18 protein-coding genes and 7 pseudogenes are annotated in these 26,029 nt (G+C 48.2%); 14 read left to right on the top strand and 11 right to left on the bottom strand.

All coding sequences use genetic code 11. The features are described from left to right. Positions 1–176: 176 nt before the first annotated feature. The 5 genes and pseudogenes from KNV97_RS22220 to KNV97_RS06125 all read left to right on the top strand — a co-directional run bounded on the left by KNV97_RS22220 (position 177) and on the right by KNV97_RS06125 (position 2,267). The gene (locus KNV97_RS22220; protein WP_407701884.1) at positions 177–302 is read left to right on the top strand and encodes a TAXI family TRAP transporter solute-binding subunit; all 126 of its coding nucleotides are present in this window, start codon (positions 177–179) and stop codon (positions 300–302) included. A 563-nt stretch (positions 303–865) separates the two neighbouring features. Further along, positions 866–1,153 (top strand): annotated as a pseudogene (locus KNV97_RS22215) (TRAP transporter large permease subunit); the annotation flags it as partial. A 19-nt stretch (positions 1,154–1,172) separates the two neighbouring features. Then, positions 1,173–1,484 carry a TRAP transporter large permease subunit gene (locus KNV97_RS21925; RefSeq protein ID WP_256611604.1) on the top strand — a complete coding sequence of 104 codons (312 nt, stop codon included), beginning with the start codon at positions 1,173–1,175 and terminating at the stop codon, positions 1,482–1,484. Beyond that, positions 1,420–1,611 carry a TRAP transporter large permease subunit gene (locus tag KNV97_RS22210; RefSeq protein ID WP_218561800.1) on the top strand — a complete coding sequence of 64 codons (192 nt, stop codon included), beginning with the start codon at positions 1,420–1,422 and terminating at the stop codon, positions 1,609–1,611. Before KNV97_RS21925 ends, KNV97_RS22210 begins: the two co-directional genes overlap by 65 nt. Beyond that, a complete protein-coding gene (locus tag KNV97_RS06125; protein WP_322972680.1) occupies positions 1,545–2,267 on the top strand; it encodes a TRAP transporter large permease subunit in 723 nt (240 codons plus the stop codon). Before KNV97_RS22210 ends, KNV97_RS06125 begins: the two co-directional genes overlap by 67 nt. A gap of 458 nt (positions 2,268–2,725) precedes the next feature. On the opposite strand, the gene KNV97_RS06120 is transcribed toward KNV97_RS06125, so the two are convergent. The 6 genes from KNV97_RS06120 to exaC all read right to left on the bottom strand — a co-directional run bounded on the left by KNV97_RS06120 (position 2,726) and on the right by exaC (position 9,469). Beyond that, entirely contained in the window at positions 2,726–3,637 is a 912-nt protein-coding gene (locus tag KNV97_RS06120) for a hypothetical protein (RefSeq protein ID WP_218561798.1), read from the bottom strand. Between the two features lie 114 nt (positions 3,638–3,751). Then, on the bottom strand, positions 3,752–4,138 hold the full coding sequence (locus tag KNV97_RS06115) for a hypothetical protein (protein WP_218561797.1): 387 nt from the start codon (positions 4,136–4,138) through the stop codon (positions 3,752–3,754). A gap of 55 nt (positions 4,139–4,193) precedes the next feature. After that, positions 4,194–4,490, bottom strand: a complete 297-nt coding sequence (locus KNV97_RS06110) for a hypothetical protein (protein WP_218561796.1) — start codon at positions 4,488–4,490, stop codon at positions 4,194–4,196. 839 nt (positions 4,491–5,329) lie between these two features. Next, positions 5,330–6,361, bottom strand: a complete 1,032-nt coding sequence (gene tdh, locus KNV97_RS06105) for an L-threonine 3-dehydrogenase (protein WP_136486928.1) — start codon at positions 6,359–6,361, stop codon at positions 5,330–5,332. A 123-nt stretch (positions 6,362–6,484) separates the two neighbouring features. Further along, positions 6,485–7,678, bottom strand: a complete 1,194-nt coding sequence (locus tag KNV97_RS06100; RefSeq protein WP_218561795.1) for a glycine C-acetyltransferase — start codon at positions 7,676–7,678, stop codon at positions 6,485–6,487. Between the two features lie 270 nt (positions 7,679–7,948). Continuing rightward, the gene (gene exaC / locus KNV97_RS06095) at positions 7,949–9,469 is read right to left on the bottom strand and encodes an acetaldehyde dehydrogenase ExaC (RefSeq protein WP_136486932.1); all 1,521 of its coding nucleotides are present in this window, start codon (positions 9,467–9,469) and stop codon (positions 7,949–7,951) included. A gap of 339 nt (positions 9,470–9,808) precedes the next feature. Between exaC and KNV97_RS06090 the strand changes: the two are divergent. The 3 genes and pseudogenes from KNV97_RS06090 (at position 9,809) to gloA2 (ending at position 13,347) form a co-directional block, all read left to right on the top strand. Continuing rightward, positions 9,809–11,556: pseudogene (locus tag KNV97_RS06090) on the top strand (sigma-54-dependent Fis family transcriptional regulator). A 457-nt stretch (positions 11,557–12,013) separates the two neighbouring features. Beyond that, positions 12,014–12,944, top strand: a pseudogene (locus KNV97_RS06085) (LysR family transcriptional regulator). Between the two features lie 19 nt (positions 12,945–12,963). Beyond that, positions 12,964–13,347 (top strand): SMU1112c/YaeR family gloxylase I-like metalloprotein, encoded by a 384-nt coding sequence (gene gloA2 / locus KNV97_RS06080; protein WP_218561794.1) that lies wholly within the window; start codon positions 12,964–12,966, stop codon positions 13,345–13,347. Positions 13,348–13,462: 115 nt separating this feature from the next. On the opposite strand, the pseudogene KNV97_RS06075 reads toward gloA2, so the two are convergent. The 4 genes and pseudogenes from KNV97_RS06075 to KNV97_RS06060 form a co-directional block, all read right to left on the bottom strand. Further along, positions 13,463–14,964, bottom strand: a pseudogene (locus tag KNV97_RS06075) (PepSY-associated TM helix domain-containing protein). Between the two features lie 182 nt (positions 14,965–15,146). Continuing rightward, complete coding sequence (locus tag KNV97_RS06070; RefSeq protein ID WP_218561793.1) at positions 15,147–15,530, bottom strand: DUF2946 family protein; 384 nt, start codon at positions 15,528–15,530, stop codon at positions 15,147–15,149. A 200-nt stretch (positions 15,531–15,730) separates the two neighbouring features. After that, a pseudogene (locus tag KNV97_RS06065) lies at positions 15,731–16,116 on the bottom strand (cytochrome b562). Between the two features lie 112 nt (positions 16,117–16,228). Continuing rightward, a complete protein-coding gene (locus KNV97_RS06060; RefSeq protein ID WP_136486946.1) occupies positions 16,229–16,972 on the bottom strand; it encodes a phosphatase in 744 nt (247 codons plus the stop codon). A gap of 228 nt (positions 16,973–17,200) precedes the next feature. Here KNV97_RS06060 and KNV97_RS06055 point away from each other — a divergent pair. The 5 genes and pseudogenes from KNV97_RS06055 (at position 17,201) to KNV97_RS06035 (ending at position 24,301) form a co-directional block, all read left to right on the top strand. Next, a pseudogene (locus KNV97_RS06055) lies at positions 17,201–20,079 on the top strand (HD domain-containing phosphohydrolase). Positions 20,080–20,370: 291 nt separating this feature from the next. Then, positions 20,371–21,873 (top strand): glucose-6-phosphate dehydrogenase, encoded by a 1,503-nt coding sequence (gene zwf, locus KNV97_RS06050; protein WP_168797043.1) that lies wholly within the window; start codon positions 20,371–20,373, stop codon positions 21,871–21,873. Then, positions 21,870–22,585, top strand: a pseudogene (pgl, locus tag KNV97_RS06045) (6-phosphogluconolactonase). Before zwf ends, pgl begins: the two are co-directional and overlap by 4 nt. Positions 22,586–22,595: 10 nt before the next feature. After that, positions 22,596–24,044, top strand: coding sequence for a decarboxylating NADP(+)-dependent phosphogluconate dehydrogenase (gene gnd, locus KNV97_RS06040; protein WP_218561792.1), 1,449 nt, complete (start codon positions 22,596–22,598; stop codon positions 24,042–24,044). A 119-nt stretch (positions 24,045–24,163) separates the two neighbouring features. Continuing rightward, positions 24,164–24,301 (top strand): hypothetical protein, encoded by a 138-nt coding sequence (locus KNV97_RS06035; RefSeq protein ID WP_168797053.1) that lies wholly within the window; start codon positions 24,164–24,166, stop codon positions 24,299–24,301. Between the two features lie 88 nt (positions 24,302–24,389). Here the strand turns inward: KNV97_RS06035 and KNV97_RS06030 are convergent, their stop codons facing one another. After that, positions 24,390–24,632, bottom strand: coding sequence for a CG2 omega domain protein (locus KNV97_RS06030; RefSeq protein ID WP_218561791.1), 243 nt, complete (start codon positions 24,630–24,632; stop codon positions 24,390–24,392). A gap of 437 nt (positions 24,633–25,069) precedes the next feature. On the opposite strand from KNV97_RS06030, the gene KNV97_RS06025 reads away from it, so the two are divergent. After that, positions 25,070–25,981 carry a homocysteine S-methyltransferase family protein gene (locus tag KNV97_RS06025; RefSeq protein WP_206208439.1) on the top strand — a complete coding sequence of 304 codons (912 nt, stop codon included), beginning with the start codon at positions 25,070–25,072 and terminating at the stop codon, positions 25,979–25,981. The last annotated feature ends 48 nt before the right edge of the window (positions 25,982–26,029 follow it).

Raw genomic sequence — 26,029 nt, 5'->3', positions numbered from 1 at the left:
ATGAAGACAAGCTCAACAAAAGACTAAAAAATACCCGTTTTATCAAGTCTCCAAATTGAAATCCGGGATATATCCAGATATCAAGCAACCGGCTATAGGAAACAATTATCCTGCGATTCTCTTTACCAGCGGAAAAGAAGATCAGACTTCAAAGTTTATAACATTGTACAAATGCTATATTTTCTCATCTTGATGAATTGGGACAGGTACACCCACAGGCGAAAAATATTCAACTTGAGACTGCGCCGAATACACCAATTGCTCTACACCCGGGTGCTCAAAAGTTCTTTGATCAAGCTTAAAAGCTAACTAGAGGTACTTAAGATGACCAGACGACTTTTAAAAAGCTCCTTGCTTTCCATCTGAATATTTAGGTCGGAAGGAGCAGAAGCCAGTTTCCTTTGTTCAGCGTATTAGCCGTCAGTATCACAGGGCTAGTACTTTATGGAGCCCTATTACGGCGGTATCACAGCTCTCCTTTTACGATCATCATTTTTCTCCCTCGTAGCTTGTGCCGCAATGATCTTCTGTGCAGCTAAGCAACGTTCATCTCTCAAAAGAGGGATTTTATATCCTGTCGTTAATAGCCCTAATACCAGGTCCGTACTTATGGAATAGCTATATCGATATCATCATGCGCGGCGCAATGTCTGTGCCGGACGATATATGGGTGTTTTTAGCATTAGTTCTGATAGTGCTTGTTCTTCGTCAAAATGGCGGTGGGACGCACATTAGTCGTAATGAATGACGGTACAAGCGTTCGCTTACGCTTATTTCGGTTATCTCATTCCCGGTCAATACGGACACGGTGGATACGATCTCAATCGCTTAACGTCAACCCTCTTGCTATCTACGGAAGGTGTTTATGGCGTACCAATGGGCGTTGCTGTTGAATACATTTTTCCTATTCGGTTTGTTTGGGGCGATTCTGACCAAAATTGGTACTGGTGAAGTTTTCGTTGATATTGCTCGTGGTCTAACCGGTCGTGTCCAAGGTGGTCCAGGGCTTTCCGCAGCTCTCTCAAGTGCATTGTTGGGCTCACTAAACGGAAGTGCTGTAGCAAACGTTGTAACAACAGGTACGTTCACAATCCCATTAATGAAGCGTGTTGGCTATAGCCCTAAATTAGCGGGAGCAATTGAAGCCGCGGCTTCTTCTGCTGGGTCAAATCATGCCACCTGTCATGGGTGCCGCTGCTTTCCTTATGGCAGAGATGATCGGTATAACTTATGCGGAAGTGGCACTGGCTGCATTAGTTCCGGCTTTGCTTTACATTCTTGCATTGATGGTTTCTGTTCGTTTAGAAGCAGGTCGTCTAGGTTTACAACCTGATACAGAAGCCGGATGGCAACTGCTTAAAGAAACGTTAAAATCAAAAAAGCTATTTACTCCTACCACTAGTCGCGTTGGTTGGGCTCATGATCTCAGGCAAGTCTCCGACTCAAGCGGCAGTGATGGGTATTGTTGTAGGCTTAGTCATTAGCCCTTGGAGAGCATCGACTCGTATTAATTGGGTTGACTTGATTGGAGTCATGCAAGAGACATTAACCAACACATTACCAATCGTTGCTGCTGTTGCATCTGCTGGTATTGTCATTGGGGGGTTCTAAACCTGACCGGTATGGGGCTTATGGTTTCAGGTCTGATTATCGAAGTGGGTGACGGGAACCTTTGGGGCGTGCTTTTGTTAACGGCACTTGCGTCTTTCATTCTTGGTATGGGCTTACCAACTTCAGCGGCCTACCTGCTACTTGCAGTTCTGGTTGCGCCAGCGATGACAACACTGGGTATGGAAACACTTTCTGCTCATATGTTCATCTTTTACTTTGGATTAGTGTCTGCTATTACTCCACCAGTAGCACTGGCCGCTTACGCAGCAGCAACTATTTCAGGCGCAGAAGCCAATGAAACGGCTATTGAATCGATGCGGCTGGGCTTCGTCAAATTGCTGATCCCATTCTTATTCGTGACTATGCCAGGAATACTGCTAATTGGTGATTCTTTAAGTATTACCATTGCCATTATTGTTGCTACTTTGGCGACTGTATCATTAAGTATTGGATTCTCAGGCTGGCTTGGTTCACCGTTGTCCTGGGTTAAACGAATTGGCTTCATCGCAGCAGGGATTCTGATTGCATGGCCAGAGACTGCGACTAACTTCAGCACAGAAATCATTGCATTACGGCTATCAGGTCTGATTCTTCTGATCGCGCTTGGATTTATTACCAGCCCTATCTGTAAACGAAGCAAAACACAAATCGCTTAATCTTTTAAAAATGCACCTTCGGGGTGCATTTGCTTTTACAATAGGCATTATAACCTTACCTATTTTCACAGGCATCGGAAAAGTGAGTGCGGCCGCTATAAAGGCAAACGAATAATCCAAGGTAGGAGTGCATCGATATCAGGCTCAGCTTTCGCCAACTCCTTCATGCACTTAACCATACAGTCGTAGAGGTCATTAAACCACTACATACACCTTACGATCTAAAAGTCTTCTGTCAGATTAGGAAAAGTATGTTGATTCCTTGAGCGTTTGTTATACACTTCCTGCTTCAAAACTTAATAGTTCATCCATAGCATGAAACTCTAATTGCTTTGGGCTGCTTTTAACATTTAAGTACTCAGTTATTGATTCAAACAAGGCATCATGGTCAGCTAAATCAGAATCAGTGAAAACAAGGATTGAGATACCAAATTTTCTGAAATATGACTTTAACTTTCTCATTTCTTTTCAAAATTTGCTAAAGCTTCTTCATTGATTTCTTTTTGCAATTTACCTTTGGTACCAGTTAGGGTACCGTGAGTTGACCATGGTGATAACTCAAAGCCAACCTTAGTCATGTTATAAGGGTTGATCACTGTAAAATCTAAACGATATTCGTGCTTCTTCTCTAACCCACCATAACGAAATTCAGGGATTAGGAGTGGAACGTTTTCAGGGTTATCGCTCGCTTTAACAAACTCGCAGTATCGTTTTGCAAACTCCATTTCATGTGTAGAACCAGAGTTACGCACTAATGTATTTTTGAAAAAGCTCAAGTATTGGTCTAAATCTGAAAAGGTTATTCTCTCGTCTTCACTTGGTACAACAAAACCAGTTTCTAGGATGTGCCCTATTGTCCAGTACGTTTTCTTAAAACGTCGAATTTCGCTCTTGTCATTTTCCCATTGACCATTGCTAAATCTAGGAGTTACCAATATTCCATATGACGCATTTTCCTGACCGATCCACATCACTGACTCTTCAACAGTAGGACGGACTTTTGAAAGCTCCTCATAATTTCTTAAGTACGTTCGTTCTAGAAACAGGTGTAACCACTCCCTAACTTCTTCATGGTCGCGATAATGGGAAAAGGCATCGAAATACTTATTTCCAGGTTTCGCGGAACAACCAAGTTCTTCAAGCGTGTTCAAAAAGCCTTTTAAATAGAGTGAACGAAACTGCTGTGGTGTATCAATCACCTCATTTTTAAGATCAATATACTCTGCATACTTACCACCAAAAGTCGCGTTCAAAGAATGCTCATTTCTATAACCAGTAAGCTCTAAAATTTTGGGAAGCAAAGATTTAATCTTTGCTGACAAATTGCTAATCTCTTTGTTTCTTCTAGTTTTTTCGATCTCTTTTGCCATAACATTCTCTTTCTTTACTATATTTTCCGTACCTGACGAAGTGTATAACGCCCGGCTCACGCGCCGGGGTGGAGCCGCGAAGCGGTGGAAAACCGGTCGCTGTGCAGCCGATTGTTAAGAGTTTCCACTTTCATGAGCAATTATTATTTCGCTGTAGAATTTGTCCGCAGCGAAGGCCCATTCATTCACCATATTTAAAGCGTCGCCAATTGGAACGCTGTGCGTTTCATAGCTCGGAACCCAAGAACCTATCAGAATTATATTGGTGTACTCATCTGGCTTTTCTTCATCAGCAGCATAATCAATGTGCGTAATGCTTGTTTGACTCAATGCTCGGACCAACTTTTTAATTTGCTCGTCAGAGAAGCCGCGGCCAATTGATGCTGTTAGGCCAGGAGGCTTGAGGCCTGCGGGCCCGCCAAAGTATGAAGTGATTGGAATACCTTGAGACTTGAGCTCTTCATCTATAGCCTGCGCCCCTTCGATGTTTTGATTGAGCATAATACTATAGCCATCCCAAATTCCCCCCTTTTCCTTCGGCGCGCTTTCTAAAGTTTCATGAGGTCGGCTTTTGTCTCGCCCCGTCTTTCGCAATCAAGTATTCGTGATAAAACAAGTCTTCTTGCATTTCTGGTCGGAACCTTGTCTGAAGAAGGAATAGACAAATTAGAAAAATCGGCACGTTGAGTACAGCAGCAATTACAAGCGTGCTCCTTAACCAGACTGGGGTTTCTATAGCTATCGCAGCTCCTAGAAAACTGCCATTTACGATAATCAAACCGACAAGCCACGCAGCCAGTAGCTGTATGGGCTTGGTGATTCGTTGAGGCTCAATCTTTTGACGCTGAGACATAATTGTTTCCGCTTAACGTCTAATTCAATGGTGCATAAACACCGCTATTACAAAACGCATGTAACTTAAAAACAATAGCGCCCGACGTTATATGTATCCATTGCAATTTTTTGTTATGTTACCTACCAGTAACTTTTAAAAAATCAAGAATATCAACCATTAATGAGACCTTTTTCCGAATAATTTCTTCAAGGGCATTATCATCTCCGGTTGGAGTATGGGTAATTGATGCTATTTTATCTTTAAGTAATGACTCATCAACTGAATGCCCAGGTCATTTGCATACTGGTTAATAAATTCAAAGAACCTATGTAAATCAAGATCATGATTCGAAGACCACGTATCCATATTTGCCCAACTTTCTAACTTCGCTTCTGATTCAGTTGATAAATTCATAATGCCTCACTTTGATTGGTAACATAACAGTGCTTTTTCAGCAGACATTGTCTTTATAATATTTTCAGAAAATACAGAAACCAAAGAAGCAACATACTGTTCTATAGGTCTTATACTTCCTTCCACTCACAAATTGCAGAACATGTCTGTATAAACACAAGTGCTCAATTAGTTTTATATTCTTCCATTAGGGAAAGTAGGTCAAGAATTGACTTAGGAAAGTGGTCAGGAAATTGATACCAAATGATTTTGGGGCAAAAGTGAGATAAGAATTCTTGGTTTTTTTTTGGGCGCTCGTTGAAGGGTGACTTTCGCTTCTGGGCCTAAATTGGGGCTTTTTGGGGCACTAAATGGGACTATATTTTCCATTTTACTGTTTATACACCCAGTATTATCCCAAACAAAAAGCGCCCCAACCGGAGCGCTTCAGATTCAATTTTGGGTTATTCCCAATCAAGGATAACTTTGCCGGAAGCTCCGCTACGCATGGTGTCGAAGCCTTGTTGGAAATCATCCACCTTGAAGTGGTGGGTGATGATTGGCGTCAGATCCAGGCCAGATTGAATCAGGCTCGCCATCTTGTACCAGGTTTCAAACATTTCACGACCGTAGATGCCTTTGATGACCAGGCCTTTAAAGATCACCTGGTTCCAGTCAATCGCCATGTCTGATGGCGGAATACCCAGCAGAGCAATACGGCCACCGTGATTCATGGTTTGCAGCATTGAGCTAAACGCACTTGGTACACCGGACATTTCCAGGCCAACGTCAAAACCTTCAGTCATGCCCAGTTCTGCCATCACGTCTTGCAGTTTTTGCTCAGCCACGTTCACTGCGCGGGTCACGCCCATTTTACGCGCCAGTTCCAGGCGGTATTCGTTCACATCAGTGATCACCACATGACGGGCACCAACGTGTTTTGCGACTGCGGCGGCCATGATACCGATCGGGCCGGCACCGGTGATAAGCACGTCTTCACCAACCAGGTCAAACGACAGCGCGGTATGCACTGCATTACCGAACGGATCAAAAATAGACGCCAGATCATCAGAAATGCCTTCCGGGATCTTAAATGCGTTAAACGCAGGGATCACCAGATATTCAGCAAACGCACCGGTACGGTTTACACCCACACCAATGGTGTTACGACATAAGTGAGTACGGCCGCCACGGCAGTTACGGCAGTGACCACAGGTAATATGACCTTCACCAGAAACACGGTCACCGATTTCGAAACCACGAACTTCCTGGCCAATCGCAACCACTTCACCCACGTATTCGTGGCCGACAACCATAGGAACAGGAATTGTCTTCTGTGACCATTCATCCCAGTTGTAGATGTGAACATCAGTACCACAGATCGCCGTTTTCTTAATGCGAATCAACAGATCGTTGTGGCCCATTTCTGGTTTGTCCACTTCGGTCATCCAGATGCCTTGTTCTGGCTTTAGCTTAGATAGCGCTTTGATTTTCATGTTCTTCACTCAATATACCCCGCGCTGTGCGAGGCAAAAAATACGATGTTTTCGGCTCAAGGCCGTATCACTTCGGGCGGAGTTTTCTCCTCAGCCTGAATCAATACGGCTCCGCACCGGGGATCAGATAAGCCCCATCTCTTTACCGACTTCGATAAAGGCATCAATGGCTTTGTCGAGTTGCTCACGAGAGTGTGCCGCAGACATTTGAGTACGGATACGAGCCTGGCCTTTAGGGACCACAGGGAAAGAGAAGCCAATCACGTAAATACCTTTCGCCAGAGCGCGCTCGGCAAATTCCGCAGCAACCTTCGCATCACCCAGCATAATTGGAATGATGGCATGGTCTGCGCCTGCCATGGTAAAACCGGCCTCAGTCATACGAGCACGGAAGTGCGCCGCGTTGTCCCACAAGTGAGTACGCAGTTCACCGCTTTCCTGCAGCAGATCCAGCACACGCAGAGACGCAGAAACAATGGCCGGAGCCACAGAGTTAGAGAACAGGTAAGGGCGAGAACGCTGGCGCAGCCAGTCGATCACTTCTTTCTTACCAGACGTGTAACCGCCTGATGCACCACCCATCGCTTTACCCAGAGTACCTGTGATGATGTCAATACGATCAATCACGTTGTGGTATTCGTGGGTACCACGGCCGTTTTCGCCCATGAAACCAACCGCGTGCGAGTCATCAACCATCACCAGCGCATTGTATTTATCCGCCAGGTCACAAATCGCCGGCAGGTTAGCCACCACGCCGTCCATTGAGAACACACCGTCAGTCACGATCAGTTTGTTCCGTGCGCCTTTTTCATCGGCGGCGATCAGTTGCTCTTCCAGCTCCTGCATGTTGTTGTTGCTGTAGCGGAAACGCATCGCTTTACATAAACGCACACCATCGATAATCGAAGCATGGTTTAGTGCGTCAGAAATGATCGCGTCTTCTTTGTCCAACAGGGTTTCAAACAGACCGGTGTTGGCATCAAAACATGAGGTGTAAAGAATGGTGTCTTCTTTACCCAGGAACTCAGACAGTTTTTGTTCCAGCGCTTTGTGAGTATCTTGCGTACCACAAATAAAACGTACCGATGCCATACCAAAACCGTGCGAGTCCATGCCCTCTTTCGCGGCTTCAATCAACGCCGGGTGGTTAGCCAGGCCAAGGTAGTTATTAGCGCAAAAGTTGAGAACATCTTCACCAGAGGAGATATGAACCGACGCTTGCTGTTGCGAGGTGATAATGCGCTCAGATTTGTAAAGACCCTCAGCTTTGACTTCCTCAAGCTGGTTGCGAATCTGTTGATAAAAAGCAGAAGACATTGCATTTTCCTTCTTTGTTCTTAGGTTGACGTGCAGTCAGTAGGGCCAGAGAACCGATCCTGTTTAGGATCCATTTACACTGTAAACATTCACTACCAGTAAGTGTAATCCAAGCGCCAGAAAGGGATTATCCTGATTTGCGGAAAAACATTAGTGAATCATAGGAATAAATAGAGTTTATTATTTTAACATCGCACAAAAAACGCCCTTTCGGGCGCTTTGGTGTTGAATCTAAGCGGCTAATCAGCCAGGGAAGTGATGGAGCCGAACTTAGAAGAAACCCAGAGGGTTAACATCATAGCTCACCAACAGGTTTTTGGTGTTTTGGTAATGATCCAGCATCATCTTATGGGTTTCACGGCCAATACCTGATTTTTTGTAGCCACCGAATGCTGCGTGTGCCGGGTAAGCGTGGTAACAGTTGATCCACACGCGCCCTGCTTCAATATTGCGCCCCATACGGTAAGCCAGGTTGGTATCTCGGGTCCAGACACCGGCGCCGAGGCCGTATTCGGTATCATTGGCGATAGCCAGCGCTTCAGCTTCATCTTTAAAGGTGGTGATCGCGATAACCGGGCCAAAGATCTCTTCCTGGAAAACGCGCATTTTATTATGACCTGCCAGCATGGTCGGCTGAATATAGTAGCCTTGGCTGATATCGCCCTGTTGCAGCGCAGCAGCGCCTCCAAGCAGCACCTGAGCGCCTTCCTGACGGCCAATCTCCATATAGCTTAGAATCTTATCGAACTGTTCCTGTGAAGCCTGAGCGCCGACCTGGGTATCGGTATCCAGCGGGTTGCCCTGCTTGATGGTTTTCGCACGCTCCACCAGCTTGGTAATAAACTTATCATAAATGTCTTCATGCACCAGCACCCGCGAAGGACAAGTACACACTTCGCCCTGGTTGAAGAAGCCCAGTAAGGTACCCTCCAGACATTTTTCCAGATACGCATCTTCATGATCAAAGATGTCAGCAAAGTAGATGTTTGGTGATTTACCGCCCAGCTCAACGGTGGATGGAATCAGGTTGTCAGCGGCACATTTGAGGATATGGTTGCCCACTTCGGTCGAACCGGTAAAGGCCAGTTTGGCGATGCGGTTGCTGGTCGCCAGCGCCTGGCCTGCTTCAGAACCGTAGCCATTAACCACGTTCACCACACCTGCTGGCAGCAGATCGCCGATGGTTTCCATCAGCACCAGAATAGACGTTGGCGTCTGTTCGGCAGGTTTGAGCACCACACAACAACCGGCCGCAATCGCAGGAGCCAGTTTCCATGCTGCCATCAGCATCGGGAAGTTCCATGGGATAATCTGGCCTACCACACCGATAGGTTCCGGGAAATGGTAAGCGGCCGTTGTCGCATCAATTTCGGCCGCACTGCCTTCCTGGGCACGAATACAGCCGGCAAAGTAACGGAAATGGTCGACGACTAATGGCAGGTCAGCCGCCAGTGTTTCACGGATTGGCTTACCGTTTTCCCAGCTTTCCACATACGCCAGTTTTTCTAAGTTTGCTTCTACGCGGTCAGCAATTTTAAGCAGCAGATTGGAACGTTCAGTCACACTGGTTCTGGCCCATTCTGCACGCACTTCATGAGCCGCATCCAGCGCCAGGCTGATATCTTCCGGGCCGGAACGTGCCACTTTACAGAACGGCTGGCCGTTGACCGGCGATGTGTTATCAAAATATTGGCCGTTGACTGGTTTTACCCACTGGCCGCCAATGAAATTATCGTAATGACTTTTGAAGTTGAAAATCGCGTTGTCCGATCCGGGTTGTGCATAAATCATCGTTCGTTCCTTCTTACTTTCTCGTTCACGTATAAATGGAGTGTTTATGTTTCAACAGCGCCGTTTGAGCTGATTATTGTGGTTATCGATGTTGGGTTGATGATTGCGCAGCAGGTCGCGATAAAAGACAGCATTGCCATACCTTGCTGCACCGTTGCTTTACTACACAACGCAAATCACAGGCCAGAATGAGAAATCTTGTTGTTAAATAAATGTAAAACTATGATTACCAATATGATTACAAGAACAGTGTCATCCGGGAACCGAAGTTGGGTACTGCCACCCAGTGTTCCAGTGTGCCAAAATGACACACTGCCACTGTGACAACATGGAACAGTTATGCAAATTCAATCAGTTAATCAAGACTGGCTGACCACGTCCTGGCACAGAAGCCAGCAAGCAGGTCTGAACCAAAGAAGTCAGCCAGAGCACATTCGCCTGCCAAACTATCAGTTGAAGGAACGTCAGTGGCGCGCGACCTCTCTACTCGCTGCGGTAGAAAAATACGCGTTGCCCCTGTTTAACCAGATGTGCGCACACAGTGACAGTCGTCTGATTGTGACCGATCAGGAAGGCGTTATTCTTTCCAGCTGGGGACAATCCCGTTTCGAACAGCGTTTGACCGAGATAGCGCTTGAATCCGGTGCCTGCTGGCAGGAAAAAATCAAAGGCACCAACGCCATTGGCACCGCGATTTTTGAAGCCAGGCCAGTCAACATTATCGGTGACCAGCATTACATACGGCAGCATCACTTTATCAGTTGCTCCGCCTGTCCGGTGTTTAACCACCAAGGCGAGTTGATCGGTGTGCTGGACATTACCAGTGAGCAAAAACAGCACGATTTATCCACTCAGGTTCTGGTGCAAAACATGGTACAGCTGATCGAAAATCATCTGCTGTGCGATATTCCGCAAGGTACGATGCGAATTGATCTGGCCTGTGATCGCTCACTACTCAACAGTGGCTGGCAAGGCATTGTGATTGCGGATGAGAGCGGAAAAGTGCTGGCCCATAACCACATCGCCGCTCAGCTGCTGGCGCAACACTCCGTGATTGGCCACTCGATTGAAGATTTGTTCGGCGCGCATTCTGCCGCTTTCGTGTATGAAAAGCATGAGCTAAAGTCACCACCGCACAAAGCGCGTCACTACTCTGCATCTTGCGACTTACATTTTGGCGATATGACGACCGAGCGAGCCTGGCAACAAGCCAACAAATTGATTGATAAAGACATTACGTTGTTGATTCTGGGCGAAACCGGCGTGGGTAAAGGTGAGTTCGTTAAGGCTCTGCATCAACGTAGCTCACGTAAAAACCAGACTCTGGTCAGTGTTAATTGCGGCGCGCTGCCTAAAGATTTGATTGAATCAGAGCTGTTCGGATATGTCGGGGGGCGTTTACCGGAGCGAACAGTAAAGGCTATCAGGGCAAAATCAGACAAGCCGATCAAGGCATCTTGTTTTTAGATGAAATCGCCGATATGCCGCTTGAAGCGCAATCAAGGTTACTGCACGTACTGCAGGATAAACGGGTGGTGCCGGTGGGATCCAATCAGAGTTATCAGGTTGATATTCAGATCATCGCCGCGACACACAAAGATCTGCAACAGGCCGTGGCTGAAGGTCGTTTTCGCCAGGATCTGTTCTATCGCCTTAATGGCTTGGTGTTGCCGCTACCTGCACTGCGCGAGCGCCAGGACAAAGCCGCATTAATTGAACATATTCATAACAAGTACCGGCTGGGTCAACAGACTTTGTGCCCTCATCTGATGAGCTTATTGTGCGGGTATGATTGGCCTGGCAATATTCGTGAACTCGATAACCTGATGAAGGTGGCTTGCCTGCTGGCGAGCGATGAGCCACAGCTCAGGCTTGAGCATGTACCAGGTCATATCAGTCAGTCTCTGACCGCCAAAAAACGACGCGAGCTGGCGACAGAAAGTGTTGATCTCAAAACCACGGTAGATGATACCCTGCTGCAAGCCTATCAGGCCAACCAGGGTAATATCAGCCGCACATCGAGAATGTTAGGGATAAGCCGCAACACCTTGTACCGAAAACTTAAAGCACTCGGCATACTCCAATAAGCCGATTGCTCTTGCCACTGATGTTCCTGCCAACTTCGGCTACGCAGTTGGCACGTTTTTTAACAGCATGAACGGTCTGCACGCCCCGTTTTCGCTGAATAATTCCGCAAAAAACGGCCAATCTAACAAATATCTATGACCTGAATTCACAAAATAAGCTAAAATAAATACTTTCCTATCAATAACATATGTAGCCAAACTTTCTTTTTACCCCTTCCTGTTAACATTTTTTTTGGCACAGCGCACAGATTGACAGATAAAAAGCAATCACTGGACACTCATTACACATAAATCTGCAAGAATGAGACACTTTATCATGCTGTCACATCGTACTTTAAATCGAGCGTGACGACAGATTGTCATCGAATTCAATTCGTTGCCGGCTTGACCGCACAGCCAAAGAGCGCCTGGCAAATCCACATTGAATTTTAATTTAGTAACTGAAGAAAAATCGGACATGCTCAATACCAAACTGATAGGCCTGCTTCCTGACTTAGCGACTTTTATTTTAGTGGTCAACGAAGGCAGTTTTACTGCTGCAGCAAAAAAAACTCGGAGTGACCCCCTCGGCGTTAAGTAAATTGATCACGCGTCTGGAGCAGGCGCTTTCAGTCAAACTGTTCGAACGTACTACTCGTAAGCTGGTGATCACCCAGGCGGGACAAAAGGTCTACGACCAATGCCTGGTGATGGTAAATGCGGCGCAACAGGCGGTGGAATTATCGGGATCAGACCATACGGAACCGTCAGGTTCATTGACCGTTGCCGCTCCTGAAGCGTTTTTAAACTCGGTGCTTCAGCCCTTTGTTATTCCATTTCTAAAGCAATATCCGCAGATCCAACTTAAGTTGCGCGCCGCCGATGGTGAGATAGATCTGTTTAAACATGACATTGATGTCGCATTTAAACTGACTGATAAACCGGATGAAAATCTGGTGTTGCGTGAGTTGTGTAAAACCAATCTGGTGCTGTGCGCCAGTCCGGAATATCTGGCTGAACGCGGTAATCCCGCCCATCCGACTGAACTTGCCCAGCATGACTGTTTGTATCTCGCCGAAACCAACAAAGACCACCTCTGGGATTTTCTCAAAGATGACGAGTTCCATACCGTTGCCGTGAGCGGGCGTTATGCCGTGAACCATTCGCAAATGCGCTTAAACGGGGTAAAAAACGGCCTGGGCATCGGTATTTTTCACGATTTTGTGGTGCAGGATGATTTGGCCAGCGGTAAAGTCGTGCAGTTACTCAAAGACTGGACGATCAAGAGTAACTACCATGGTGCAATTGCGATGCAATATGCGCAAACCAAATACATGCCGGCGCGGTTACGGGTGTTTATCGACTATGTGATGACACACCTGAGCGTGAAGTTAAATGACAAAGGCTGAATTAAGGACTGATTAACGGATGCTGAAGCGGTTACATCATGCAGCGATTATCTGCGCTGATTACCAGCGTTCTAAATACTTCTACAGTGAGATATTAGGGCTGGAGATAGTCGCAGAGAATTACCGTGCCGCGCGCGACTCATACAAACTTGATCTTGCTCTGCCGGATGGTGCACAAATTGAACTGTTTTCATTTCCGGATGCACCGCCACGCCCGAGTTATCCGGAAGCTCAGGGACTCCGCCATCTCGCTTTTGCCGTTGAGGATGTCAGGGGAGGTAAAAACCATCCTGGAATCACAGGGATCGAGGTAGAGCCAATCCGAATTGACGAGTACACCGGGCGCATGTTCACCTTTTTCCAGGATCCCGATGGATTGCCACTGGAAGTTTATCAAGCCTGATGGATCTCCAATCATGTCATGACCTGCAGGTAAAAAGCCAGAATTTTGTCATTCTGGCTTTTTTGCATCCATTGTCTCGTCCTGAAATGTGTTTACACATTGAGGACGACACACATCAACTCAGCATATAACGCAGGCGTGCAACACGGCTGAACAGCAGCCAGTCGAGCAATAACACGCTGATAATACTCAGCCCGGCCAACGGAAAAGCGACGCCTATCAGAATGAGCGTCACCAGCCCTACTTTCCAGATCCCCGCTTGCTCAAAACGCGGCGGCACGCCCAATTTTCCTTTGCCTGCCGGACGACGAATCCACCACATAACGCCCCCCGTCACTGCAATCAGAATAAACGACAAACAAAACACCACATTTAGCCATTTGTTTAGCGGGCTCAGATCACCCCTGGTGCAGCGATACGCCAGCTGCCATCGCCTTGGCAAACAGAGTGTAGTCCTGCCAGGTCACGCCCATCAACACCTCGCCACTGTACTGGTCGAAATGCATCGTTTGATCGTCACGCGGATCATGAATATCGCCGGCCATGGTATTGGCGGTGACAGTGTAAACGCCTGTCGCGCCGGTCGGGAAAAACACCCGATAATAACCAAATCCCATCTGCTTGGCCTTCGCCATGATGGTATCGATATTCAGCGCGCCATGCCCCATGGCATGCACTTCGCCCATGCCCATTTTGGAGTGATCATGCGCCTCTTCCGGTTGCCCGCCGGCCATAGAGGGCGCGCCGGCAGCCATCGGCTGCTCCTCCATTACCGGATGCGTCGACTCGGGCATCGGCGTCAGTTCCAGGTTCCACGGCAGTTCTTTTTCTGTACCGTGGTTAAGGCTGGCATGCGTCATCGGCTTGGATTGCGGTTTTTCACCGTAGGTGTAGTAAGTCGGAAATGAGTTCCAGGTCTGAACAAACGTCTTGCCCCAGAACCCGGTCCAGGACAGACCGGAAATCAGGAAAAACAACAGGACAATAGAAAGCACGCCACCCAGATTCGCGTGCATATCACGCATCACGATGCGTGAGCCGCTGCCGAAACGGATTTTGAGAAAGCCCGAACGACTGGCGTTATCACGTGGCCACCATAAATATAACCCGGTCACGAGCAGCAAAATTCCCAGGCTGGCAGCAATTTCCAGCAGATAGTCTCCGGCATCACCGATCAACAAAGTGGCATGAATGCCATTCGCCAGCTGGTACCAGCTTTGAGTGCGGTCGATACTGCCCAGCACTTCCCCGCTGTATGGATTGACGGTAATAAACCGATCGCTGCCATCAGCCATCCGCACGGAAAATTTATTGGCAACATCAACGGCCTGCGCCGGGATAAACTCCGTCACAATGCCATGAGGATAAGCACTTTGCACCGCGGCCAGTTGCTGCGAAACCGCCACCTGATGGTGTTGGGGTGTTACCTGCAGGATATCGCTGTAGCGAGCCTGCTCAATTTCACCGTCAAACATCATCACGATGCCAGTAACCGCCAGGATTAAAATAAACGGCACGACAAATAGACCGGCGTAAAAATGCCAGCGCCAGGTTAAAAAAGTAGAGAGATTTTCCGCGCTCGACAGATTCGTGAGACGCGGCAGACATTCTCGACATGGAGTTTCCTTATACGATTCGGACGAACGGCTCCCTTCCGCTAAGACTGCGGGGAACCGCCTGAAATATGAATTATTTTGGGTTATTAAGATTTAACGTCGAGTCCTGGCAACGCCCGCCAGCCCACAATCATCGTTGATGCATCAAGAAGGCTCGGACGGCTTGCATCGGCAATATAACGCTCAGGACACATGACCGAATGGCGGGGCGCGGGGAATCGATAAGCCAAAGCGCTGCTTGCGCGCAGTGAATGCATAACGCTCTGCGGTGAATAGCGCTCTGCTTGCAACAGACTGAATGGTGGTCAGCCCGGCATAGTGAAAATTAGAGAAGTGCGCGCACGGGCAAGGTTTACCATGCTGCGAATGAACTTTGGTGTGTTTGGGGTGAGTATGACCTTCAGACGGATGCGCCGTCTCTACATCACCGCCGGCCAATACGCAAAATGTTTGCCAGATATTCTGCTGGCCGCTGTGCGCATTGAGCACCGGCATCAACGTCACCAGCAGCCAACTTAGGACACTGGTACAGATCATAATGCGGTGAAAACGGCAAAGGAGGTTCATAAAGGTTCTCAAACAAATTGCCGCTACTATACAGACTCAGCAAAGTACACCGACTCAGCAAAGTATACCGACTCAGCAGAGAATGTATATCTGATGGCAAAAATCAGCCCCGTAGTATCGGCGTAGTATCGGCGTAGTCTCGATCAACGTTCGTTTAACCGGCACTACGGAGCAGAATAAACCACAATAATGGGTAATGATCAGCCGAACAGGCGTTTCCAGATACTTGGATTACGGCCTTCGTGATACTCTTTTTCAGATTATCGACACCACGCAGTGACGTTTGCGCCGCTTCGAATTCACCATTTGCTAGTTCGTTCTCGATTTTATCCAGCGCGACACTCAGCTTATTAAAGCCTTCCAGGTAATAATCCTGTTTTTCCGGCGGATACTCACCCTGTTTGGCATGGGAGATCAGCTCGTTGAGTTGCGCGACCGGCGCTTTCATTTCCTCGATGCTCTGAGCCTCAGCGGCATGTTTAAATGCCACTTTCATCTGTTTCATCGTCTGCTTCAGATCGACCTCAGCAGCAAAAACCTGGCTGCTAAGTAACAATGCAGCACTCAGTATCATGCCTTTCTTCATTATATCTGCCACCCTTTGAGTTCAGTCGCCATAGTGTACTTGAATCTGATCATCCAATTTAAGCTGAAATTGTTTCAAATACTTACATTCGCCGCCCGGCTGACCAAAAACATTAAAGGTTCTGAAACGCTTCAACCGGATGACGTCCACGTAAAGCAAGAAATTGCACAAACTGCGCTGCGGTATGCGTGATGACTTTTTCCGACGCGATTCCTACCCGGTCCAAAAGCTCGCTGGCCAAGGCTAAGTTACCGACATCCTGGCAAAAATGCGCATCACTGCCCGTGGTAATCCAGGCTCCGCACGCTTTGGCAATTTGTGCAATTTCATAGCATCGGTCAACGCTACCTGCGCGGCTGTGCCCCTTCAGAGTACTGTTATTAATTTCAATCGCGACATTGTGCTGTGCGGCACAATCAATCACCGGCTGAAAATCAAAGTCAAAATGCGGATTACCAAGATGGCCCAGAGCATCAACACGGCCGCTGCGAATGACGTTCAGCAGCGCTTCGGTATGTTGTGCTTTCGTGCCTGGGCGAAATACCGGCTCGTGAAAACTGGCAATGACCCAATCTAGGTTCTGATCCACTGAAGGATGGATATCTATCTCTCCGGCGGTATTGAGTATATTGGATTCAACGCCACGAACCACCGCGACACCGTGCAGAAAACGCGGTAAAACGCGTTGATTGGAGAAGAACCAATAGTGCGGTGCTCCGGGCATCGACTCTGAATGGTCTGTGGTACAGAACATGGTCAGATCCTGCTTGGCCGCTGACTGGGCATTCTCAATCAATGTGCTGTAAGCATGCCCGCTGGCATACGTGTGGGTGTGGGTATCAACCGCTAATTTCATCGCTACTTCCCTCCGTTATTCAATCAGTTTAACAATATCCCCTGGTGGATACCAATCTCTGAATGGTGCTGCTGATGACGACTGAGATGTGAACGGCCCTGCTTAACGACACGAAATTTGTGAGCCCTAAACAACTTTCAGCAAAATAGAAACTCGCTAATTGGTTGATTTTTGCAAGTTATGGAACTTGAACAATACTTATACCATCGTCGAACTAGAGATGGCTTTATGACCAAACGTTGCTACCCGCTGAGCATTCAAATCAGTACATTATTTGTCGTTTTAGTAACATTAGTTGGATCAGCATTAATTGCTGTCAGTTACTATCATTCACAGCAGTTACTGACCACCAGTGCCAAAGAGCTCAGCCATGAAAATAGCCGCAAACTTGAAGCAGCGTTTAGTCAGAACGCGTCACCGGTACTGACGACTCTCGATTTCATGGCTTTTTAGTCACTTTGTCGATCAGGGGTTTGCCGCCCCAGGAAGCGAAAAACTGGTTTGCGGCGCTAAGCCTGGTGTTTAAACGTAATCAGGATTTAATTGCACTGTATTACGGTAATAATCAGGGCGACTTCACGATGATAAGGCCGCTTAACAGTGCCGAATCACGCAAACAGTTTGACGCACCTCCGGAAGCACAACTGTTTATTAACCGCACCCGGATGGATGGCAGCAGTATCGTATTATTTGTCGATAGCGAACTGAATACTATGATGACTCGCCAGAGCCACGACAATACATACGACCCACGAGAGCGCCCGTGGTACATTCAGGCTCAAGACGATGGCATCACACGACTCACCGAGCCCTACTCTTTTCACTTTCTCCAAACCCACGGTGTCACACTTTCCAGACGCTCTTATGATGGTCAAACCGTGGTAGCGGCAGACTTCACGTTAAATTCACTCTCTAACCAGATGGCCCGTATCGGTTATTCGCCCGATGCCAAACTTGCGCTGTTCGATCATCAATTCCGCCTGCTGGCTGAACACAATACCGGGATGACGGTGAGCGACAGCGATCAGCAAACCAAACAAAAACTGGCCTCCGGTATTTTCGGTTCGATAGCCAACCGTATCAGCAGCCAAACCTTATACACCACCACCCATTTTGCCTCTGACGAATGGTCCGTCACCCTGACCCCGGTGACGCTCAACGAGCACGTCCATCTGCTCCTGGCGGAAGCAACGCCTCAAAAAGCGCTACTAGCTAACCTGCTGTCTATGCGCGATCAGCAAATCATGGTCGCCATTTTTCTACTGATGGGCTGTTTCCTGATTGTCTGGTTCACGGCGCGGCGTCTGGCCAGTCCGCTGGAAAACCTGGTGGTACAGACAGATAACATCGCGCGCTTTGATTTTCAGAAAACCCGCTATCCGAAAAGCGTGATCAAAGAGGTGGCCGATCTTACTCAGTCCATCGAATTGATGGAACACACTCTGCACGACCTGCTGAAACTATTGCGTGAAACCGCTTCGAATCAGGACTTTGATGTGCTGGCGAAAACCATTACTCATCAGAGTTACATCGTGACCAGAGCGGAAACCATTTTGCTCTATTTGTATTCGAATGAATGTCAAACGTTCACGATTGCCGCCAATCATGCAATTATTCCGTTCAAAATCGATATCAATCAGTTAGTTCAGGACACACCCTGGCTACTTTCTGAACTGAAGAAAGGGGAACTGGTTCACCTGACTCGTGATGACAATATCCTGCGCAAACACAAAGACTATTTGTTTAACAGCGATATCTATCTTTTTCCGTTACTTAACCGCCATCGTCAGCTCGTCGGCGTACTCAATCTCAGCTATGAACGTACCACCACCAAGGCACAACTCGATAAACACGCGTTTTTACGTGAGGTACTCAGTTTTGCTGAAATAGCCAAAGACAATATCGACAAAATGCAGCAGCAAAAAGATATGCTGAATGCCTTCATCGCCTTGATCGCCTCTGCCATCGATACCAAATCTCCATACACTGGCGGACATTGCCAGCGTGTCCCCGAGCTCGCCAAGATGCTGGCCAAAGCTGCGGTGGAGGATCATCATTACTTCCCACGCTTCACCATGAACAGTGAACAATGGGAAGAGCTTAATCTGGCCGCCTGGATGCATGACTGCGGTAAAGTCACCACGCCTGAGTTCGTAGTTGATAAAGCCACCAAGCTCGAGACCATTTATGATCGTATCCATGAGATACGCATGCGTTTCGAACTGCTCAAAATGCAAGCTGAAGCCGAGTATTGGCAAGCCGTTGCTCAGGGCGGCGACCCAACTGAACTTCAACAGCAACTGGACAGCACCCGACACACGTTAGACGAGGAGTTCAGTTTTGTCGCTCAATGCAACATCGGCTCTGAATTTATGCGTGATGAGGACATTGAACGCTTGCAACAAATTGCCAGGCGTCAATGGAAACGGACTCTGGACAACAGGCTGGGCGTTTCCCATCTGGAACAACAACGTTACCCTGACAATGAGAGCCTGCCCGTTATGGAAGGCTTGCTGGCCGATAAACCAGAGCACCTAATCACCTGGGCCAAAGACACCCAACCAGCAGCGGTACAGCAGTCAGAGTTCACACTCAAACCGCTCGATGTCCAATACAATCGCGGCGAGCTACATAATTTGAGTATTCGCAGTGGTACGCTGACCGATGAAGAGCGCTTCGTCATTAATGACCATATTATTCAGACTATCGAAATGCTGCGTCGCCTGCCCTATCCGGAACATCTGCAGAATGTGCCGGACATTGCCGGCAACCACCATGAACGTATGGATGGGAAAGGTTATCCGCGCGGGCTGAACGAAGAGCAGTTATCAATCCCGGCCCGGATCATGGCCATCGCTGATGTGTTTGAAGCTCTGACATCCAGTGACCGGCCATACAAAAAAGCCAAAACGCTGACTGAGTCGATAGCCATCATGACCCAGATGGCAACCTCGGGCCACATTGACCCTAAACTGTATGTGCTGTTTCTGGAGACCGGTGTTTATGCTGAATACGCCCAGCGCTTCTTAAATACGCAGCAATGTACCGAGGTCGATATTGGCGAAGAGATTAAAACCGTTAAAGCCTTTATGAAGGCTCAGTTTTAAAAACAAGGCCGGTTCGGAGATAAATTCAAACTAAGTTTACCAGTCAGTACCTTTAAAAATTAGTAAGTTAGCTAAAAAATAACTCAATTATTGGTCGATTGCGCTATCAATAGTTGATGTGTGTCAAATTGTCGTAGACAATACCCCTCCGGGCGAGATCTCATATTTGCTATTTATGTGATCTCCTATCGGTTTTGCCTATCGACAATATAGGCATCACCTTCTTTCTATTTGTGTATTGCGCTGCTAGGGTTGGCGCATGCTAACTACCTCGTTTTTAAGGGAAAGATGATGGTAATACCTGAAAACAGCAGCATCGTGATTTTTGGTGCTTCGGGCGACTTAACTTACCGTAAGTTGGTTCCTGCTCTGTATCATCTGTATGCAAGCAAGCAATTGCCTGAGTCCTTTGCTATTTTGGGCGTGAGCCGTACTGAATACAGTGATGAATCATACCGCGAGAAGCTGAAACGCTCGCTTCAGGAACTGGAGAAAACAGAACCTGAAATCCTTGATGCCTTCTGTGAACACCTTCACTATCAAGCTATTAATACATCCGACCAGGATGATTACTCAAAACTGACCACCCGCCTTGACCAACTGGCTGATAAATACAACCAGACTGAACGCAATACACTCTTCTATCTCGCGACGCCGCCAAGTCTTTACGGTGTGATCCCTGCGTGTCTTGCCTCTCAGGGTCTGAACGATGAATCCAATGGCTGGAAACGCCTGATCATTGAGAAACCGTTCGGTTACGACCTTAAATCCGCTCAAGAGCTGGATATCGAAATCCATAACCACTTCAAAGAACATCAGATTTACCGCATTGACCACTATTTGGGCAAAGAAACCGTGCAAAACCTACTGGTTTTCCGTTTTGCTAACGGTATGTTTGAACCACTTTGGAACCGTAACTTCATCGATTACGTTGAAATTACCGGTGCGGAGTTCCTGGGCGTAGAAGGCCGCGGTGGTTATTACGATGGTTCAGGCGCAGTGCGCGACATGTTCCAGAACCACCTGCTGCAAGTTCTGGCCATGGTGGGTATGGAGCCGCCGGCGGCTATCAACGCCAATTCCATTCGTAACGAAGTGAATAAAGTCCTGCAGAGCCTGCAACCGCTCTCCGATGACGACTTGCGTAACAACCTGGTATTGGGTCAGTACACCGAATCTGAAGTTCGTGGCAAATTCCTTCCGGGCTACCGCGACGAACCGGGCGTGGCTGAAGATTCACGTACCGAAACCTATATGGCACTGAAGATGTTTATCAACAACTGGCGTTGGAATGGCGTACCATTCTACGTGCGCAGTGGTAAACGCCTGCCAACCCGCGTGACTGAAGTGGTTATCCACTTTAAGCGTACGCCGCACCCAGTGTTTGGTCAAAATGCGCCAGAGAACAAGCTCATCATCCGTATTCAGCCTGACGAAGGCATTCTGATGAGCTTCGGTCTGAAAGAGCCGGGCGCAGGCTTTAAGGCAAAAGAAGTGTCAATGAACTTCCACTATGCCTCTCTGGAAGAGACCAAAATGCTGACAGCATACGAGCGCCTGCTTCTGGATGCACTGAACGGTGATGCGACACTATTTGCGCGCACGGATGCCGTGGAAGCGTGCTGGCGATTTGTTCAGCCAATTCTGGACTTCAAACAAGATCCTCAATCTCTGTACGGCTACGCCTGCGGTACATGGGGACCTAAAGAATCCGATGACCTGCTGAGCAATGATGGCCGTGAATGGCGCTTCCCTTGTAAAAATCTGACCAATACGGACTATTGCGAACTATGATCAATCACAAAATTCTGCCAACCGCGGATGCCGTTAGGAATCACTCGCGAATGATATGAAGTCATTCAGCGAGCTGGGCCGCCCGGTACACATTTCTCTGTCTGGCGGCAGCACACCAAAAATGCTGTTCAAACTGTTGGCTTCTGAGCCATACGTAAGCTCTATTCAGTGGCAAAACCTGCACTTCTGGTGGGGTGATGAGCGCTGCGTAGCGCCGGATGATGCAGAAAGCAACTACGGTGAAGCGAACACTCTGCTGTTCAGCCAAATCGACATCCCGGCTGGTAACATTCACCGTATTTTGGGTGAAAACGAGCCTCAGGCAGAAGCTGAACGCTTTGCTCAAGAAATGGCTGACGTGATTCCATCAGACAATGGGACGCCTGTCTTTGACTGGATCCTGCTGGGTGTCGGCGCTGACGGCCACACTGCTTCTCTGTTCCCGGGTAAAACCAACTACGATGATGAGAACTTGTCTGTCGTCGCCTCTCACCCTGAATCAGGCCAGCTTCGTGTGTCTAAAACCGCGAAGGTACTGGAAGCAGCAAAACGTATTAGTTACCTTGTTCTTGGCGCTGGTAAGGCCGAGATCGTTTATGAAATTCACACCACTCCTGCTGAAGATCTGCCGTATCCAGCAGCGAAAATCCAGTCTTCGGCTGGTGAAACAGAGTGGTTTTTAGATTTAGACGCAGCAGCGAAGATTGCGTGAAGGAGAGAAAATGAAAGGCGATATTGGTGTAATTGGCCTGGCAGTCATGGGCCAGAACCTTATCCTGAACATGAACGACCACGGCTTTAAAGTGGTGGCACATAACCGTACTGCGGCGAAAGTCGACGAATTCCTGCAAGGCCCGGCGAAAGGCACCAACATTGTAGGTGCTTACACCCTGCAAGAGCTGGTCGACAAACTGGAAGCGCCACGTAAAGTGATGCTGATGGTTCGCGCTGGCGCTGTGGTTGATGCATTCATCGACCAACTGGTTCCTCTGCTGGACAAAGGCGACATCATCATCGATGGCGGTAACACCAACTACCCTGACACCAACCGTCGCGTTGCGGCTCTGCGTGAAAAAGGCATCCACTTCATCGGTACGGGTGTATCCGGTGGTGAAGAAGGCGCACGTTTCGGACCTTCTATCATGCCTGGCGGCGCGCCGGAAGCATGGGAAGCGGTTAAGCCTATCTTCCAGGGCATCTCTGCAAAAACTGATGCGGGTGAGCCTTGCTGTGACTGGGTTGGCAACGACGGTGCTGGCCATTTCGTGAAAATGGTACACAACGGCATCGAATACGGCGACATGCAGCTGATCACTGAAGCATACCAGTTCATGAAAGATGGTCTGGGCATGTCTGCAGATGAAATGCAGGCCGTATTTACTGACTGGAACAAAACTGAGCTGAACAGCTACCTGGTGGAAATCACGGCTGACATCCTGGGCTACAAAGACGAAGACGGCGAAGCACTGGTTGAAAAAATCCTCGACACCGCGGGCCAGAAAGGTACCGGTAAATGGACCGGTATCAACGCACTGGACCTGGGCATTCCACTGACTCTGATCTCTGAGTCTGTGTTCTCTCGTTGCCTGTCTGCCCTGAAAGACCAACGTGTTGAAGCCGAGAAGCTGTTCGGCAAAACCATCACGCCGGTGGAAGGCGACAAGCAAGAGTGGGTGGATGCACTGCGTCAGGCTCTGCTGGCTTCAAAAATCATCTCTTACGCACAAGGCTTTATGCTGATGCGTGAAGCGTCAAACGAAAACGGCTGGGATCTGAACTACGGTAACGTCGCTCTGATGTGGCGTGGCGGTTGTATCATCCGCTCTGCGTTCCTGGGCAACATCCGTGACGCTTACGAAAACAACGCTGAACTGGCTTTCCTGGGCTCAGATGACTACTTCAAAAACATCCTGACCGGCAGTCTGGCCGCATGGCGTAAAGTGGCAGCGAAATCGCTGGAAGCAGGTATCCCGATGCCATGTACTACTTCAGCGCTGACGTTCCTGGATGGCTACACCACGGCTCGTCTGCCAGCGAACCTGCTGCAGGCACAACGTGACTACTTCGGTGCGCACACTTATGAGCGTACTGACCGTGCACGCGGTGAGTTCTTCCACACCAACTGGACAGGTACCGGTGGTGACACAGCGTCAACAACATACGACGTATAAGACGTGTTGAGGGGGAATTCACCCCCCTCTTCTACGCCTGAAAATTAAGCATCAGGGAGGATGTTAACTTAGTTAACATCCTCTATTTTTTGTCTGAATTCAGTTACAGAGAAACCACGATGACATTTTATAAAGACTATGTATTTGTTCCACAGGAAGCGGAACATGAAACACATAACGGAAATGAGTGTTCATCTGAGCAGAAAGCTCTGCGCCTGGCGATGGTAAAACACGCCCAGCAACAAGGTGGATGCTAATCCCGCTGAAAAAGAGACTCTCGTTTCGATTTAGCACGGCGGAACAGGCTGAAGGCATAAATAAGAAAAGCACCCTGCGGTGCTTTTCTTATTTATGCTTCTTGTTATGGCCTTTACCCGGGTTGTTGTGTCCATTAAAGCTATGATTATCCTTTTTACCGCCTTTGGCTTTATGCTTATGAGTATCACAATCGCCGCCACCCACTTTTATGCCACCAGCCTCAACGGACATACAGTCAGTCGAAATATCTAACTTATCGCCGATGCTGATCCCGGCCTGTGCGCCGCTGCAAGCCATCAGTAAGGCCAGAACAATTCCTGTACGTTTCATTCTAGTTATCCTTGTCAGTTTACTAAGCTGCGCATTTAACTATTGTCCGGCGCTGACCTCAATAGCAGACACCAAGCCTGACAGTAAAATGACTCGCTCTATACAGGCCACTTATAATATGGCATAACACCGTGCGTCTGAATGCACAGATCCGACACTAGAAAGATGACTTCAGTCCATCACATTGCTGACGGGCTTCATTATTCTCAGGTCCACTTTACGGCACCGTTTAAACATTGCGCTTAAACACGCACCCGCGGGTGCGTTTTTCATTGTTGTCACTCCGTCAGCAACAACGAACAAAACTTCAGCATCTGAACATCAATTTACGATTACAATCGGGTTTTGAGTTGAATGTTATCTCAATAACCTTTAGTTTATAGACGTCTAAACGTCTTTGCGCTTAAACATCCAAAACAACAACAGAGGGTTTATTTATGTCAAATCATACAGTCAGTGTTCTCGATGGTGGAATGGGTCGTGAATTAGAAAAACGTGGCGCGCCGTTCCGTCAGCCCGAATGGTCAGCACTGGCGATGATCGAAGCTCCTGACATTGTCCGTGATGTTCATTGCGCATTTATTCAGAGTGGCTCTCAGGTCATTACGACCAACAGTTATGCCTTAGTTCCTTTTCATATCGGTGAGGAACGCTTCAAGCGTGAAGCTCAGTTACTCGCTCACCGCGCCGGTGAAGTGGCTCGTCAGGCTGTAGCCCTGGAAGGTAACACCGCCCGGGTCGCCGGCTCACTGCCACCGCTGTTTGGTTCTTACCGCGCTGATCTGTATCAGGCCGATCGGGTCGCAGAGATCGCTACACCTTTGATCGAAGGACTGAAAGATAATGTTGATTTTTGGCTGTGTGAAACCCAAAGCCTGATTGCCGAACCAGTGGCGGTCAAAGCACTGCTCGACAAACTAGATAGCGAACACAAACCGCTGTGGGTATCATTTACACTAGAAGATTCAGAGCCGACTGATGTACCGCGCCTGCGCTCAGGCGAATTGGTTGAAGATGCCATCAATGCGATGCTGGCTCTTAACGTTAGCGCCATCTTGTTTAACTGCTGCCAGCCTGAAGTGATTCAGGAAGCCCTGACCATCGCCAAGCGTTGCCTGGACACAGCAGGGGCACAGCAAGTTCAGCTTGGTGCGTATGCCAACGCATTTCCTCCTCAGCCAAAAGACGCGACCGCCAACGATGGCCTGGATGAACTGCGTGCCGACCTGACACCGCCAGCCTACCTACTGTGGGCAGAGAAGTGGCAACAACAAGGCGCCAGCCTGATTGGCGGCTGCTGCGGTATCGGTCCGGAGCATATTGCTGCGCTGCATCAGCACTTCGCTTAATCGGAGCGAGTGATGCAACAACCGCAAAAATCGGCCTGACCACGCTGA

The sequence above is a fragment of the Vibrio ostreae genome (assembly GCF_019226825.1).
In the GTDB taxonomy this organism is placed as follows: Bacteria; Pseudomonadota; Gammaproteobacteria; order Enterobacterales; family Vibrionaceae; genus Vibrio; species Vibrio ostreae.
The sequence above is the reverse complement of the archived record's forward strand: the minus strand, read 5'-3'. Positions and strand labels throughout refer to the sequence as shown.